Annotated in this window: 15 protein-coding genes and 1 pseudogene; 1 reads left to right on the top strand and 15 read right to left on the bottom strand. The window is 50.6% G+C overall.

The genetic code is table 11. The annotated features are described in order from the left end of the window. Positions 1-15: 15 nt before the first annotated feature. From PM3016_RS11460 to PM3016_RS37295, 8 genes are all read right to left on the bottom strand, one after another. A complete protein-coding gene (locus tag PM3016_RS11460; protein ID WP_014369571.1) occupies positions 16-462 on the bottom strand; it encodes a DoxX family protein in 447 nt (148 codons plus the stop codon). 52 nt (positions 463-514) lie between these two features. After that, positions 515-1,108 (bottom strand): TetR/AcrR family transcriptional regulator, encoded by a 594-nt coding sequence (locus PM3016_RS11455; protein WP_014369570.1) that lies wholly within the window; start codon positions 1,106-1,108, stop codon positions 515-517. A gap of 166 nt (positions 1,109-1,274) precedes the next feature. Then, a complete protein-coding gene (locus tag PM3016_RS11450; protein WP_014369569.1) occupies positions 1,275-2,318 on the bottom strand; it encodes a leucine-rich repeat domain-containing protein in 1,044 nt (347 codons plus the stop codon). A gap of 60 nt (positions 2,319-2,378) precedes the next feature. After that, the gene (locus tag PM3016_RS11445) at positions 2,379-4,652 is read right to left on the bottom strand and encodes a helix-turn-helix domain-containing protein (protein ID WP_014369568.1); all 2,274 of its coding nucleotides are present in this window, start codon (positions 4,650-4,652) and stop codon (positions 2,379-2,381) included. Between the two features lie 288 nt (positions 4,653-4,940). Next, a complete protein-coding gene (locus tag PM3016_RS11440) occupies positions 4,941-6,452 on the bottom strand; it encodes an extracellular solute-binding protein (RefSeq protein ID WP_014369567.1) in 1,512 nt (503 codons plus the stop codon). A gap of 38 nt (positions 6,453-6,490) precedes the next feature. Further along, positions 6,491-7,372: a carbohydrate ABC transporter permease gene (locus tag PM3016_RS11435; RefSeq protein ID WP_014369566.1), complete on the bottom strand. Its 882-nt coding sequence runs from the start codon at positions 7,370-7,372 to the stop codon at positions 6,491-6,493. An 18-nt stretch (positions 7,373-7,390) separates the two neighbouring features. Continuing rightward, a complete protein-coding gene (locus PM3016_RS11430) occupies positions 7,391-8,326 on the bottom strand; it encodes an ABC transporter permease (protein ID WP_238540599.1) in 936 nt (311 codons plus the stop codon). 306 nt (positions 8,327-8,632) lie between these two features. Then, positions 8,633-9,103: an exosporium glycoprotein BclB-related protein gene (locus PM3016_RS37295; protein WP_274380018.1), complete on the bottom strand. Its 471-nt coding sequence runs from the start codon at positions 9,101-9,103 to the stop codon at positions 8,633-8,635. Between the two features lie 555 nt (positions 9,104-9,658). On the opposite strand from PM3016_RS37295, the gene PM3016_RS11425 reads away from it, so the two are divergent. Then, positions 9,659-10,729 carry a YheC/YheD family endospore coat-associated protein gene (locus PM3016_RS11425; RefSeq protein WP_014369563.1) on the top strand — a complete coding sequence of 357 codons (1,071 nt, stop codon included), beginning with the start codon at positions 9,659-9,661 and terminating at the stop codon, positions 10,727-10,729. A gap of 153 nt (positions 10,730-10,882) precedes the next feature. Here the strand turns inward: PM3016_RS11425 and PM3016_RS11420 are convergent, their stop codons facing one another. From PM3016_RS11420 to PM3016_RS11385, 7 genes and pseudogenes are all read right to left on the bottom strand, one after another. After that, a complete protein-coding gene (locus tag PM3016_RS11420) occupies positions 10,883-12,091 on the bottom strand; it encodes an MFS transporter (RefSeq protein ID WP_014369562.1) in 1,209 nt (402 codons plus the stop codon). A 63-nt stretch (positions 12,092-12,154) separates the two neighbouring features. Further along, entirely contained in the window at positions 12,155-12,754 is a 600-nt protein-coding gene (locus tag PM3016_RS11415; RefSeq protein WP_014369561.1) for a TetR/AcrR family transcriptional regulator, read from the bottom strand. An 84-nt stretch (positions 12,755-12,838) separates the two neighbouring features. Further along, positions 12,839-13,153, bottom strand: coding sequence for a DMT family transporter (locus PM3016_RS11410; protein ID WP_014369560.1), 315 nt, complete (start codon positions 13,151-13,153; stop codon positions 12,839-12,841). Continuing rightward, positions 13,153-13,494: a DMT family transporter gene (locus PM3016_RS11405; RefSeq protein ID WP_013915694.1), complete on the bottom strand. Its 342-nt coding sequence runs from the start codon at positions 13,492-13,494 to the stop codon at positions 13,153-13,155. Before PM3016_RS11405 ends, PM3016_RS11410 begins: the two co-directional genes overlap by 1 nt. 13 nt (positions 13,495-13,507) lie before the next feature. Then, the gene (locus PM3016_RS11400; RefSeq protein WP_014369559.1) at positions 13,508-14,089 is read right to left on the bottom strand and encodes a TetR/AcrR family transcriptional regulator; all 582 of its coding nucleotides are present in this window, start codon (positions 14,087-14,089) and stop codon (positions 13,508-13,510) included. Between the two features lie 503 nt (positions 14,090-14,592). Next, a complete protein-coding gene (locus PM3016_RS11390; RefSeq protein WP_014369558.1) occupies positions 14,593-15,183 on the bottom strand; it encodes a hypothetical protein in 591 nt (196 codons plus the stop codon). A gap of 228 nt (positions 15,184-15,411) precedes the next feature. Next, positions 15,412-15,666 (bottom strand): annotated as a pseudogene (locus PM3016_RS11385) (hypothetical protein); the annotation flags it as partial. Between the last annotated feature and the right edge of the window lie 333 nt (positions 15,667-15,999).

Here is a 15,999-nt window from a genome sequence, read left to right as displayed (position 1 = left end):
AAATCCGTTTGTTATTCACGCACTGGGGGCCCCCGCCAAAAGGACCGCTGCAAGAAAGACAATCTGCAGTACGATTCGGAGCAGAAGCTTGGGTACAGGTCTTCCCCCAATCGATAATTGTTCCCTGGCCGCCCGCACATTCGCCGGGAACATAGCGACCAATAGCACGGCCAGACCTATCGAAGCCACCTTAGAGGTAGCGGTGAACAAGATGCCTATAGCGCCGGCAACCTCCAACAACCCGGTGACCGTCACGATCAGATCCGGCCTGGGAAGAGCCGGCGGAACCATACGGATCAGGTCAGGGCGTCTGGTCCCCCAATGAGCGGAGGCCGTAAGCATGAACATGACAGCCACTGCGCCCTGAAGCGAGGAATGCCATTCATCGAAATAGGAAAGGCCGATAAAACCAAGAATCCTGAACAGCAGACAAGCTGCGACCAGCGCATAAAATGGCAGCATTAGAACACTCCCTTTATCATGGATCGTGAACGAGAAACCATGTGGATCGACCTTATCGGGATTTTAATAGATCGATAATAAACGCCGTGAAGTCGTCCGCCTTAAAAACAGGCGCTGTACCTGGAATAGAGGAGCGGACACGCAAACCGAGCGTCAGAAGGACAAACATATCGGCTGTTTTGGCGGCATCGACCGATTCCGGAATAACGCCGTTGCGTTCGCCGGTTTCAATCCACAGTCTGGATAAAAACACGGACCGTTCATAATACTGCTTGAGCGCTTCAGCGATAATAGGCTGTTCCTCCTTTCCGAGCAAATACAACAGCACTTTGTTCGCCACTTCCTGAGCATTTTCATATGCCGAAATACTCTCTGCGATCTTTAGCATAGGCTCTTCGAAGGTACGTCGGCCTTGCTCCACTTCGTTCATAAAACGTTCGTGCGTCTCTTCGAGCCGCTCCTGCAGCAGCCAGACAAAAATTTCATCCTTTGTCTTCACATAGTGGAAAATAGCTCCCTTGGACAAGCCTGACTTATTCATGATGTCCTTCATCGTAATCGAATGACATCCTTTTTCCGTTACCAGCTCTTTCGTCGTATCAAGCAAAAGTCTGATGGTTTGCTGCCTGCGTTCCTCTTGTTTCAATACGGACCCCTCCTAAGTGTTTATTCCAAATGGCGTTGACCATCTTGCTCTTACCATACATTATATATACCGACCATCGGTTTGTAAATGGTCATTTCATCGAAGCTGATCTGCCCGTAAGCTTGGAGAAGGCGGCCGATCACTCTGGCCGGCCGCCTTCATGTCCTTACTCATAGGGGAACTCTCTCCACAGCACTTCGCTTGTCTTGCCATAATGTTCGACCATGGCTTCAAACTCGTTATTCCGTTTCGCGCTGTCAAAGGTGGCCCTGACTCTTTGTACAGACGGATTACTCAATAACGCAGTGTAATCCTCCATCTTCATATTCATCGCTGACCAATGCGTGAATTCGGCTAACGATGGCGCCTGACCCAGGCTGCTTATATCTTTTAAGCCCTTCATGAGATCCAGATGTACTTTTCTGAGCTTGGTCAGGCCGTTTAACGCCGGCAGGGATTCCACGTTCCTGAGCGACTGAAGGAATAAGTATTGCAGTCCGGTCAAAGTCGAGATGAACGACAGATCCTTTAATCCACGGATCTGCCACAGCTCCAGGTACTTGATGCTGTCCATCCCTTCGATGGCCGAAAAATTTTGGATTCCCCCCAGTTTGATATCGAGCGACCACAGCTTTTGAAGCGGGGCCAGAAATTCTACATCGTTCGTTGTGACCGACTTCAAGGTGACATCCTCCAGTTGATGGAGTTTGCCGATGACATCGATGTTTTTGGTATGGCCTTCGATATAAAGCTTTTTCAACCCGCTAAACCGTTCCAGAACAGCAAGGTCCGGTTTCTTCGACTGCGTCTGCTCTAACATCATGCTTTCCAGCGTCGCGGGTACACGAGTCAGGATGTCAAGGTTATCCAAATGATAAATGCCTATATGCAGTGCCTTCAATTTGTCGAGATGGGTGATGGCATCCAAATGATCCACCTCTCTGATGCAATCGACAGTAAACCGAGTCACATTAGGAAGCGCGGAGAGAAAGCTCAAATCGCATCTGCTGTCATAGAAGCCGTACACCCGAAGCTCGACGTCATCCCGTTCCTTAAAGAACAGATCATTCAACAGCTGAAATGTGTATGGCTCCAGGGGTGCCGAGAACTGGATAACCTCCAGTTCCTGATTGGAAAGCAGTTCCTCTACTTCTGCTTCCGTTAGGTTGTTCTTTATATCTGTCCTGCCCATGTATACTTGGCTGTACATATGCCCCCACCTTATTCGTGATATACACACCTTATCCTGTCGTTAACGTTGGACGCCTTCCTAGCCCTCTTCGCGGTATTGTCCCGGCGTCATCCCTGCCATTTTGCGAAACGAACGGATAAAGTTGGCCGAGTTGTTGTACTGCAGCCGCTCCGCGATCTCAACAATTTTCATATCCGATTCTTTCAGCCACTGCTTAGCCCGTTCCATCCGGTACTGGGTCAGGTACTCGCCGAAATTAATGCCCGTCTCCTGGCGGAACACACGGCTCACATAATGGGGATGATAGTTGATCCGGGCGGAACAGCTTTCCAGCGTCAGCTCCGAGTCAAATTCGCGCCGGATCATATCGATCACCGCCTCCGAGATCATCTTGAACTGGCAATCGCGGCGGGTGTCGAGCTCCTGAAGGTAAGGCTGCACGAAGCTCGACCGGAACCAGATCTCGATCTCGTGGATGTTCCTGAGCTTGAACAGGGCCTGGATCAGGGATGCTTCATCTTCGGCGATACGGTCCATGGGGATCGACAAGTCCTGCCCGAATTTGAGCAGGTCGACCAGCAGCCGGAGCAGTGACAGCTGATAGTCCCGATGCTGCGTATGAGGCTGGAACAGCTCTTGGATGATCTGCTGCAGGGCCTGCTCCGACAGCTGCAGGTCCCCGGCCCGGATCGCATCGAACAAAGCCTGCTCCTTATCATGCGGGAACAGGAACAGACTGCTCTTCTGCGGCTGCACATCCTCGATGAACAGGATCGACTCGTCCCCGAGGCCCACCCTGATCTTGAGCGAGGTCATCGCCTCATGCAGCGCCTGCCGTGCCTCGGCGAATGAAGTGAACGGGCGGCTGATGCCGATGCTCACCTTAATCTCGAGGTATTGGAAGATCGCCTTCTGGATCTCGTCGGACAGGTTGAAAATCAGCTCTTTGAACTTCGCCCCCTCTTCGGATGAGCCGATCAATGTCACCTGGCAATCTGCGGTAACGATCGGCACCAGCCTTTGCTCGGTCAGTACAAGTTCGCCGACGATATTGTTGATCGCAAACATGAGCAGATCCCGGTTCGCCTCTTCAAACCTCGTGTCCTTCAGGGTATCGATCTGTACGGCTACCACGCACATGGAAGGCCACGGCTTGTCCACCCCGTACAAGCTCAGCTTCTCCTCAAAATCGGCCGGCGGGATAGCGCCGCTGAACAATTTTTGCATGAAAAATTCCTTAAGCTGGGTCTGCTGCCCCTGCAGTTCGTTCAGGATCAGGGACTGGTTGCGGATCAAATAATCCACACGTTCCCCGATCACCTGAAGCTCGCCGTGGCTCTCCTTCTCGTCCGCCGGGGAAGGAATGCCGGAGAGCGCGGTATAGATGGATTGAATGGGCCGGTACATCTTCTTGGACCCGATCCAGGCCAAGAGCAGCGTAACCAGCAGAATGACCATGCATACGAGCAGCGTAATCCAGCCGATGAGGGCATTCTGTTCGTTCACCTGCCCGTTGGAGGACACCGAGACATAGCTCCAGCCGTTATAAGGTGACTTTCGGAAGGTAACGGTCACTGCCTCCCCATCCAGCTCCGCGGCATACTGGCCGACAGCCTCCTCGGTCTCAAGAAGCGGCTGCAGATAAGGGTCGCCCGATACCCTTCTTCCAAGCTGGGACCGGTCATGGTGATCAATGATATCGAACTGGGAATCCAGTATAAAAGCGCTGCCAAGACGGTCATTGCTCAGCGCATCGGACTCTTTCATCACACGGGACGACAGCACGACGCAGATCATCCCCTTGGGATGGGACGCATTGAACGGATACTTCTTCACAAAGTAAAGGGAAGGGGAGGAGCTCAGCGGCCCTTGCCCTTCTGCACCTCTGACCCAGAAGGAGCCTGCCGCGATCCAGGAGAAATCTTCCAGCTGCGGCCTGAAGTCCGGGGTGCTGTATTCGTTCACCCCGCTGCTTGAAACCATCCACTTCCTGTCAAGACTGAACAAATAAACATCCTTGATCCCGAGCTCGTAGGTTTGAATCAGTGAGATGCCTTTCAACAGTTCTTGCACCAATTCGAAATCGTGATGGGTAATCTCCTTGTCGAAGGCCCCGGTCACGACGGGAGACTGCAAGAGCTGCGTTGCCGAATTATCAACCGTCCGGAGCGTCTGCTCCACGCGGAGCTGCATTTGCGCCAGCAGCTGCTTGTTGCTCTCGTTCACTTTGTCCAGTACGGCCCGGGAAGAATTGTAGTAGGCAAAGGTGCCCAGCAGGATGACCGGTAGGGTGCCGATCAAGATGGACAACAGCATAAGCTTAACCAAATAGGAAGAAGACTGAAATCTCATAAAGCCTCCAGGTTGCAGTTCGTTGACGTTCGTACTTCTATCATACGTAAGATTGGGGCTGCCGTCGATAGTCCCTGGTTGCTGGGCCGGCTGCCCCATCCCGTTCCGGAGGCGGACTGCCGGGAATAGTCATAAGCTCCACTCGCTGTCCTTGGCTGCTGTCCTGCGTGAGCATAGCAAAAAGCCCCCCTTGCAGCAGGCTTCCATCATTCCGCCTGTCTGCCTATGGGGGGCCGCACCCGCGGTTTGGGGAAAGGGTGACGTTCCCCTTCCCCGCCCGCAGTCACGTTACTTCGCTGTCTTGGCATATTCCGCATTGAATTCCTCTATCACCTTGGTGCCTCCGCTTTGCAGCCATTTGTCCACCGCCTGCTTCCAGCCGGCCTCATCCACCGCGCCCATGATGAATTTCACGGTGGCATCCGCGATAATCTTGGAGAGCTCCTTGCCCTTCTCGATCTCGGTATTGGAGATGAACGGTGCGGCGGGGTTAGCCAGGGCGATCGTGGCGTTGTCCTGGAACAGCTTCGTGCTGAGCTTCTCGAGCTCGGTCCCGTAGTTGACCACTTCATTCTGCAGGATCATGAACTGGTTGCCGTCCGTGACTTCCGCCTTCGCCTTCGGATCCTGCGTCGGCTTGTAGGTACCGTTCTCCAGCGTAAACTGCCTGCCTTCAATCCCGTATTTCATCAGGTTCTGGTTTTCCTTCTCCGACACCTTATCGAAGTATGCCAGAATCTGCTTCAGCTCGGCTTCCGTCTTGACACTGGTCTTCGGAATCATGTACATCCCGAGATAGCCGGAACCGGCACGCGTTCTCTCGCCCTTCGGACCGGATATCCGGTTGACCAAGTTGATTTTGGCGTCCGGATGCACCTTCTTGATGTTCTCCTCGATATTTTTGCCGTCGAGCATATTATCGATCCACAGCCCGGCTTGACCCTTATACATGACAGCCCGTCCGTCCTGCACGATCGCGAAGTCCTGATTGATGAGCTTCTCGTCATACAGCTTCTTGTAGAACTTCATCGTATCCAGGTAAGCCTCCGTCATATGAGCCGGAACCAGCTTGCCGTCCTGCAGCTCCCACTCGTTGGCGCCGCCCATATAGACCAGAATATCCTTGAAGCCGGCGATGTTGCTGCCCTGCATCCCCACGGCAAGTCCGAGCGTATCCTGCTTGCCGTTCTTGTCCGGATCTCCCGTCGCGAAGGCCTTCAGAACCGAATAAAGCTCATCCATGGTCTTGGGCGGCTGGAGCCCCAGGTTCGTCAGCCAATCCTGACGGATCATGAGCCCGAAGCGGGCGAGATCCCGCTCACGGTACACCCCGTACACTTTGCCGTCGATCGAGATGTTCTTCAGGACGAGGTCCGACATCTTGCCGAGGTTCGGGTAGCTTTTCAGATGGGGTCCCACCTCCCAGAACATCCCGCTTCGGGCCGCGTTAACGATGTAGGAAGCCTTGGGCTCCAGTGCCACGAACGTTTTCGGCAGCTCGCCGGAGGCCACCGTGGCGCTTAATTTATCCGTATAGGACGAAGAAGGCACCCAGGACACCGTCAGCTTCGTATTTGTCTTCTCCTCAAGCTGCTTCAGCACCGGGCTGTCCGCAGGCATCTGCTCCGGGCTGTACGTCGGCAGCATCATCGTCAGGGGAAGCGGACCTTGATTCGCGCCTCCATCCCCGGTGCCTTGGACGGCGTCCCCCTCATTCCCTCCGCAGGCGGTCATCACGAGTGCCGCCGTAGTGAGCAGCGCTCCGGCTTTGCCGAGTGTCTTTCTGTGCCTTCTGTTCATCTGAAGATCCTCCCTTTATCTATGAGCCTATTATATCTTCAACCTTTGACCGAGCCCAGCAGGACTCCCTTGGCAAAATGTTTCTGCAAAAACGGGTAGACCAGCAGGATCGGCAGGGTAGATACCACGATGACCGCCATCTTCACCGATTGCTCCGGCGGAGCGACAAAATCCGCCTCCATGGAGCTGGAGTCCCCGACTCCGCCCGAGGCCAGGATGACAATCTGTCTGAGAAGCACTTGAATCGGCCATTTGGTATGGTCATTGATATACAGCACGGCATTAAAGAACGTATTCCAGTGGCCTACCGCGTAAAATAACGAGAAAGTGGCGATCGCCGGCAGGGACAGCGGAAGCACGATCCGGAAAAAGATACCGAGGTCGTTGCAGCCGTCGATCTTGGCGGATTCCTCCAGGCCGTCGGGCAGCTGCTGAAAGAAGTTCCGCATAATGATCAGGTTGAAGGCGCTGATGGCGCCCGGGATGAGCAGGGACCAGTAGGTATTGATCATCCCGAGCTGCTTCACCACCAGGAACGTCGGAATCATCCCTCCGCCGAACAGCATCGTGAACACGACCAGCAGCAGGATCGGCTTGCGGAAATCCATATCCTTGCGGGCCAGCGGATACGCCATCATGCAGGTGAAGAAGATGTTGATCAGCGTCCCCACGACGGTGATGTACACGGTGACCAGCAGGCTTCGGACCAGCGTCGGAGTGGAGAAAATGTACTTGTACGCATCCAGCGTATACTCCGTCGGAAATAAGATGAACCCGCGCTGCAGCAGTTCCTTCTGCGTAGCGAACGAGCCGGCTATGACATAAATAAATGGAATGACGGTAATCAAAGCAAAGGCAAGCAGCAGCGTCACGTTCAGGCTGTCGAAGATCCTGCTTCCCCAGCTTGGCTTGATGGGCATAACGGTTCTCCTCCTTTTCTAGTAGATTCCTTCTTCTCCGAACTTCTTGGCCAAATGGTTCGATACGACGACGAGAATCAGACCGATCACCGACTTGAACAGGCCGACGGCCGTGCTGAAGCTATACTGTCCCTGGCTGATGCCGACCGAGTAGACATACGTATCGAATACTTCACCGACTTCGCGGTTCATGGCGTTAAGCATCAGGAAGATCTGCTCGAAGCCCGTATCGAGAAAATGTCCCAGCCGCAGGATGAGCAGAATAATAATGGTGCTGCGGATGGCCGGCAGGGTGATATGCCACAGCTGGCGGAGCCGGTTTGCACCGTCCATGCGTGCCGCTTCATACAGCTGCGGGTCAACGCCGGCCAGTGCCGCCAGGAAGATAATCGTGCCCCAGCCTGTTTCCTTCCAGATGACCTCGGCTGTAATGATCGTCCGGAACCATTCGTTGCTCACCAGGAAGTTGATCTTCTCTCCTCCGTAACGCACCAGCAGCTCGTTCACCATGCCGCCTTCCGTCGTCAAGAAGATATAAGCGATCCCAACGACAACCACCCACGACATAAAGTGGGGAATATAGACCAGCGTCTGCACCGTCCGCTTAATGAATTCCTGTCTCAGCTCATTGAGCATGAGCGCAATTACGATCGGGAGCGGAAAGAAGAACAGAATATTGTAAGTGGCCAGGATCAGCGTATTCCGAAAGAGAACGAGAAAATTCGAATCACTGAAAAACCGCTCGAAATGCTTGAGTCCGACAAACGGGCTGTCCCAGAAGCCGAGAAACGGCTGATAGTCTTTGAATGCGATGAAGATGCCGTACATGGGCCAGTATTTGAACACGAGAAAATACAATAAACCCGGGAATACCATGAAATAGAGCCACCGGTTCCGCATGAATCTGCCCATCCACGCCGACGGCTTCGCTGCCGGATAAGCCTGCGCTTTCATTCCTGTCTGCATGCGTTTCCATCCTTTCCTTCTCCATGAACTGTAAAGCTGTAGCTGTATCATACGGAAGGGATCGGACTGCCGTCGATAGTCCCTGCTTGTTCAGATCGCCGCCGGCTGGATTTTCCGCGGCGGGCACCGGGGGGAACAGTCATCCGTTGCACTTGCTGTCATGGGTTGCTGCCGGTTCGCATCGTGTTCATTTTGAAATTCCGCCATTGCGCACCAAATAGCCCACATCTTTTTGAGATGTGGGCTATACTTGCGAACCTTTCAATGAAGAAGGGGGAAGCTATGGTTCAAACTTTAAACGATGGAGACACCTGCACTGGCATATCCGGCTACAGCAGCAACAAGCGGAGCTGCTGATGATGTCGCAGAGAATACAAGCAGGAGCCGGGTTCCTGTAGTCACAGGGATGGTTAATCCGGTTGTAACGCCGCTGCTGACCGGAGTGCCAAGTGCTATTACACCTGTAAGGGCTGGTGCTAGCGTAACAATGGCTCCCGGAATTGGAACAAAGGTGTTGCTTGTAGCGGCCGCGGAATATAACTGCGCAGTGATGGTGATGGCTGCTCCAGTAAGTGTTAGGGCTAGGGTATTACTGAATGTTGCCGCAATCGATGAAATCGTGCCATCTCTTGGAACAGAAAAGGCAAAGTTAAGAAGAGCATCCGGACCACCTGGGAGGCTGATGGGTGCACCAGCTATAGCGAGAGTGGGCGCTGAGAGTCCAAATCCTACAAGACCGGCCGTGCTGACTAATCCTCCCGCAATAAAGGTCAGAGTCAGAGGAGTGCCAGAAGCATATGGAATGATCGCACCGCCGCCTGGAATTCCAGCCGGCCCCGTTGCTCCTGTAGCTCCTGTGGCTCCTGTGGCACCTGTGGCACCTATAGCTCCTGCAGCACCTGCAGCTCCTGCAGCACCTGCAGCTCCCGTAGCACCTGTAGCGCCTGTAGCACCTGTAGCTCCAGTTGCTCCTGTTTCACCTGTGGCTCCTTGCGGCCCTTGTGGTCCCTGTGGTCCCTGTGGTCCTTGTGGCCCTTGTGGCCCTTGTGGTCCCTGTGGTCCTTGCGGCCCCGGAGGACCCGGAGGCCCTGTTAGTCTGCCCATACAGATTCACGCTCCTTAAGCAGTTTGAATAAACGGCAGGAAAGCATATCGTAAGGCCCTCCACGAAAAAACTGTATTCCTGTTGAACTTTGTTTATTCCGCTTCGAGCCGTTGGTTAAAAGACATATTTTACACAGCGTGTACGGTAGTCCATGCACTTCCAGCTCAGAGACATACCTTAATCGTAACTAGCGCTGTAAAGCATGGGAGTGAAAGATGGTGAATACAAAGAACCCCGCCAAAAAGACCGTAAAGAAAAAGACGGGCTTGCTTGGCATCATGGTTGCTGACGCAAAGGTTCAAAAGGCCGTCCTTGCGAGGTATGCGCGTTACAATACGACCAAGATGAGATTGTTCAGCTTTACACCATCAGATATTGATTGGGAACGGAAGAAGATTACGGGGCTGCATCGAATCGATCGAAATTGGAAGAAGGGCCTTTTCCCTTTTCCGGATATTATTTATAATCGATGCTACGAAGTGAATGAAGATTTGATCGATCGGCTGGAGGCCGTCATGGGTAAAAACAAATGCTTCAATCATATCAACCATCTAAACAAATATGAGATGTATGGCCATCTAAGCCAATCGCTCGATGCTTTCCTGCCGGAGACCATCCCTTATGATAAGAAGACAGCCGCCGATTTTCTGACTGCTCATAAACTCCTCTACCTTAAGCCCTGTCTGGGGAATAAGGGGCAAGGGGTGTACCGCGTGGAGATGAAGGAATCCGGTCAGATTCACATCGGTGAACATCACATTCAATCCCTGTTCATCGCGCAGGATCTCTCGCAGTTCCTGGAGAAGATGGACGAATATCTCGGTTCAACCCCCTACATCATCCAACAGGGAGTAAACGTACGGACATTAGTTGACAGGGTATTCGACATCCGTGTCCTCGTGCAAAAAAATAGGGCGGGCTTATGGTCGGTTACGAGTGCGGTTAGCCGGGTTTCCTATTCTGGTTGTTTCAATACGAGCCTATTTGAACACATGTACGCAACTCAGGACTTCCTCCAATATCTATATACACCTGAAAAAGCTCAAGCCTTGATGCTTTCCATTCATGATGTCAGCTTGAAGGCAGCAGAATGCATAGAAACTTACGGCAGCTTGCATCTAGGAGAATTAAGCGTTGATCTGGCATTGGACTGCGATGACCGACCCTGGATTATTGAAGTGAACGGCAAGCCGCAAAAAAACTTGTATAAACACTTTGAAAGCTATGGTACTGCCTATAAGCTGCCTTTGGAATATGCACATTTCCTACGCAATCGTCCATCCTGATGATTTGCTCCAGTATATGTGGGTGATAACAGGTAGGTTCTTTGTCCCCTTTTTTTATTTTATGCCGTTACTTTCAACGAGACCAGGGAGCAGCTGCCGCGCGCGGCGATCTGCTCCCTGGTTTTTGTGCTGTATCCGTTGCTTCCTTGTTCATCAGGAGGACGCATGGGCATCCTTCAGGCTGATCTTCTTCCCTTTAACCGATAGAATGAAACACATCAACAAGACCAGGCATGCCAGCGCATACGGATAATGGATATCCAGGTCGAATAAAAAACCGGCTGCAATAGGGCCTGCAATATTGCCAAGACTCGTAAAGGCGGAGTTCAAGCCGGCCACATAGCCCTGCTGATCCTCAGCTACCATGGACATCTGCGTACTGATGGCCGGCCGTAAGATATCGACCGCCAAAAATACAATAAAAGTAACGGCAAAAATCATCCAGAATTGGTGAACGAAAAGCGTCAGCAGAATAAACAATCCGGCCAGGAGCAGACAAAGAGATATGACGCGCTGCTCCCCGAACCGCTTCAATATCCAGCTGAAGGCCGTAACCTGAACCACAGCGCCGGCTATGGAACCGAATGTTATGATCAAGGCGATGTCCTTTGGCTCAAAACCAAATTTTTGGTCCACAAACAGTCCAAAGACCGTCTCAAAATTAGCAAGACCGAACGACATAACAAAAACGATGATCAAGCCTAAAAAATAGGGCTCTCTGTAGGCATACCTCAATTGCGATAGAAGACCTCTCCGTTCCACTTCGTCAGGTGGAGTATCCCATTCATTCGTTTTGGAAGGCAGCGATTCCCTAAGGACCAACAGTGTTATACATGCAGCCAGAATCCCCGCAGCCCCCGCGGCATAAAAGGGCACACGGATACCAAACTCTGCAATATAACCGCCAATGCCCGGCCCAATGATAAAGCCTGTTGTAATGGATGCTGTAATGTACCCCATCCCTACGGCGCGTTCTTCCGGCGTTGTGATATCCGCCGCGTAAGCCATAACGGCCGGCATGATCATGGCGGCGCTGATCCCGCCCAGCAGCCTTGAAGCAAAAAGCAGCACAGGTGAAGCGGCTAACCCAAACAGACCCTCCGAAATGGCGAACACCATCAACCCGATGACAATCATTCTTTTTCTTCCGAAGGAATCAGCCAACCGGCCGGCGAGCGGTGAACAAAGAAACTGTGTCAGCGAAAAAGCGGCTACCAACAGGCCGACCATCCCCCCGGTAATGCCCAGGCTCTCCATAAACTTAGGCATTATGGGGATGACCAGGCCGATGCCCGAGAAAACCAGGAGCAGATTGAACATAAGAATGAGCATGGCTCCCCGATGTTTTGTTAGTATTGCCATTTTATTTCCTCCATTATCAAAAAATACTGAATAAATATTCAGGATATTAGCAAAAAAAAGGGGCTAGCGGGTCGGCTTGACAATGCCATGCAAAAATACATCCACAGCCAACCGATAGGCCGCCAGCGCTTCTTCCCGTTCCATCCTCCGGCTGTGCTGATTTAATCCAAGCAGCAGACTGTCCAGAATAATGGCGAGACCGGAAACATTCTTGACATCGAATTCATTGTTATCGATCCCCTTCTGCAGTAACTGCTGATTAAAGTCAATGTACCCTTTGACCATGTCGTTGATTCGCTCCTCCACCTCCGGAGCTTTCTCAGCATTGTTGAAAAACTCATCGGCAGCCTTGGTCAGCGGATGACTCAGTTGATCGAGCGCCAAAAATTCGGCCATGCCATACAATTTTTCGACTGTAGTTGGGTACTGATTTTCCCGGGCCAGCCATGACTGATCCCATTCCTTGTTCCAATCCTCAAGCAAGTGTAAAAAAAGCCCTTCCTTGTTCTTAAAATGATAATAGATGTTACCGGCACTGCATCCGGCAGCTTTCACAATGTCTTCAATGGCAGTTGCTTTATAGCCTTTTTGAGCAAATAAGACTCTGGCGGCATCGGCGATCTTCTTCTTTGTCTGCTCGGTTTGCTGCTGCTTTTTATTCACACGTACCTCACCGCTTTCCGGATAAAAAAATAATACTGAACTTTCATTCAGTATTATAGGCTAGGAGAACTCTTTTGGCAAACCTTAAGAGATGAGCTTCAGACCGACAGCCGCGGCTAACACCATGGCAATAAACAGGATGCGGCGCCACTCTTTGGATTCACCAAAGAAAAACATACCGACCAAGGCTCCTCCAACCGTACCGATCCCTGTCCATATCGCATACGCCGTACCCATAGGCAGACTTTTCATGGCAAAACTCAAGCAGATAAAGCTCAGAATGATACCGCTGGAGAAGAGAAGATAAGCCTGTGCGTTATTGTCACGCTTGATTCGGTTCATCCCAAGCACACCTACGACTTCGAACATGCCGGCCAAAATTAACGATATCCAAGCCATCAGTGCGCCACCTCCTTGGAATCGGAAGAGCCGCCGACCAACTTCAATCCCAAAACGCCTGCCAACAGTAATGCAATCAGTAGAAGCTTGGCCACCTTCACAGGCTCATCGAACAAAATCATTTCGGCAAGCACGGTACCGCCGGTCCCGAGTCCGGTAAATACGGCATAAACCGTACCCACAGGCAATTTGGTAGATGCGATGATAATGAGTGTGAACGAAATGAGAACGGAGATCGCGGTTCCCAGCCACGTAACCCAATCGTCTGCATGCTTGAAGCCGATAACCCAGCACACTTCGAATAACGCGCCAACCATAATGTAAATCCAACTGCGGTTCACGTCTAATCCTCCTTTAAGTGTTCTTTATCCCTCGCCAGTATACAAACCAGGATGCGTCGAGTCTCTTCAGAGAACGCTCCAAGCCTCCGTACAGCATCTCGACAAACATACCATCCAGTACGGCGGTAAACGCTGCGGAAGCCCGCTCAATGGAAACATCGGGATGCATCTCACCATTACTTGCCGCCAAGGCGAAGACCGGTTCGAGCAGCTGTTCCGTTCGATCGAGGTGGCGATTGCAATACTCTACAATTTCCTTTTGCAGGTGACCGGGCGGGAAGAATGCCATACGCAGAAAGAACTTTGTATCCTCTTCCCGCTCGTATCGCTTTCTGTATTCATTCAAAAAGCCGTACAGCATATTCTCCAGCGACAGCCGGCCGCCGCGCTTCAGATAATCCTCGACAAAAAGCATCTCCCTCACAGCCGCGTCTTGAAAGACGGCGAGGAACAAATCATCCTTGCCTTTAAAGTGGTTATAAATCGACTGTTTTTTTATCCCTACTTCAGCGGAAATATCGGCAAGGGATGCTCCTTCATAGCCGTTTCGTGCGAAATGAATAAGCGCCGTTCCCCTAATTTTCTCTGCTGTCATCGAATCCCCTCCGGACTTACGAACGTTCGTCAGTTTATTTAAACACAGAAAGATTCAAAATGCAATCTTTATTGCATACCAAGTTTGTCCAGACCCCGCTGAAATTATCCTGCCTTCCTAAGAAAATAGGAAGGCGGCCCATCTGATACACATCGCTATAAACCAAATGACGTAAGAGCCAAGAATCAATACATTTGACCATAACGCCACTTTAGAACCGGGCATCTTCTTCCTTAAGGCAATCAAGGCAAGGATAAAACCCAGAAAAGGCGTGATAACGAACAAGAATCGATCCATATTGATCCACCAAAAGAATAACGAAACGATAGCAAAAGCAATGGACACTATGCTAAGAATGGAAACCGCCCTCCTGCGTCATACAATAGCCAGCACCTGATCAAAACCAACTATTAATATAACACTCCAGTCATTGAAATGATAACTGTGGCAGCTGCCGACGCCCGATAGGGAAATAAACCATTTACATTTCTGCCATTTGCCGGTTAACGCAGCGCGTCAGGGTTCTTCTTATTTACAGCCGACATTTCATTTATACTGTGGAGTTCAATTCGATCTGCCTCTGTTCTGCTGTCCAAAAATTCATTTTCACCTATGATGGAAAGTTGGTCTTTTTCAAAAAAAGTTAATAATCTCTTCGCCTCGTCTTTTACTGGTGCCAAATATTGTTCAAGTTTAACGGGATCGTTTATGAGTGATTCTTTATATTCTTCACCGGTAGTAACGAAGTACAGCGCAATATACCTCAGAAAAGTAAGTCCCTCGCAGTAATCGTCATACAACTTTTCCATTATGACCAAGAAATTTTGATCACTTTGAATCAATCTATTGAGCAAAACAATCATTCTCTCTTGTACAAAAAAACTAACGGTAATCAGATTCTTAATTTGTTTTTCAGTCTCTTGAAAAGCAAACTTGCTTTGATAATCCCTAGAAACAAATTCAAGATATTCGTCTCTTCCCAAAAGGTCTTCTAGCTCATTATGACTATATAACCATCGCTCAAATTCATGTATAGATATTTGATGCGTTATCAATTGATGTAAGAATCGGTGCGCGTCAATTTTATTTAGCATCCTATCCAGCCCCGTAATGTCATAATTAATGCTTTTTATACTATTATCCCTTAGCTCGCTATCCTCCAGTTAACGAGAACCAGGGAGCAGCGCCACGAATGAAGTGCACCCCAATCGTTCGTTGTGTCAAACAATTGGGTGGCCTTTCATGCGGCGGTCTGCGTCGGCAATCAGATCAAACTGATCCCCCGCAAACACCACCTTCACGGGAAGGCGGTTTGGTAAGTTTCATTTATATTTTTCCCATGCAATACCCATTGCCCAGCCCATTCTTTGAAATTTACAATTAGGCAATAACTTTCCATACAGTTCATGGTATTGTTTTTCTGATATATATTTATCAGATGCTAAATGTTCAAGCCACGGCTTAGAAATGTTGTGTTTGAAAATTCTAGTGGCGTTCTTTAGCCCGAATTTGCGAAGATGAGGAATGAACTCAAATATCGCTCCAAGAATGTAAACGTAGGTTGCAGGGGTTTCTTTTTTGGCCAGGCCAACAAGCATTCTTGCTACCTTGCCCACAAATTCATTGGATTTCATTTTCTTGAGCCTCTTTTCTCGGATATTGTATTGGTGCATGGCCTTCACATCCGGTTAGAGAAGCTTGGAGTAGTCTAATACTATATTTTTCAGTCTACGACTTTATTTTCCAGTCTACAACTATACTACTTTTTTCGAAACAAAAGGCAGTATTATCCCCATCAACAGGCTGGCTGGTTCAGTTCAGTACCCGTAGGTCTGACCTCCTTCCCTGTTTCACCCCAAAAAGAAGGGCCCATGCAACTGCACGGGCTCTTTTTTTACTTGCTTACAACG

It is taken from the genome of Paenibacillus mucilaginosus 3016 (assembly GCF_000250655.1).
Classification (GTDB): domain Bacteria; phylum Bacillota; class Bacilli; order Paenibacillales; family NBRC-103111; genus Paenibacillus_G; species Paenibacillus_G mucilaginosus.
This window is presented reverse-complemented; position numbering and strand designations above follow the sequence as displayed.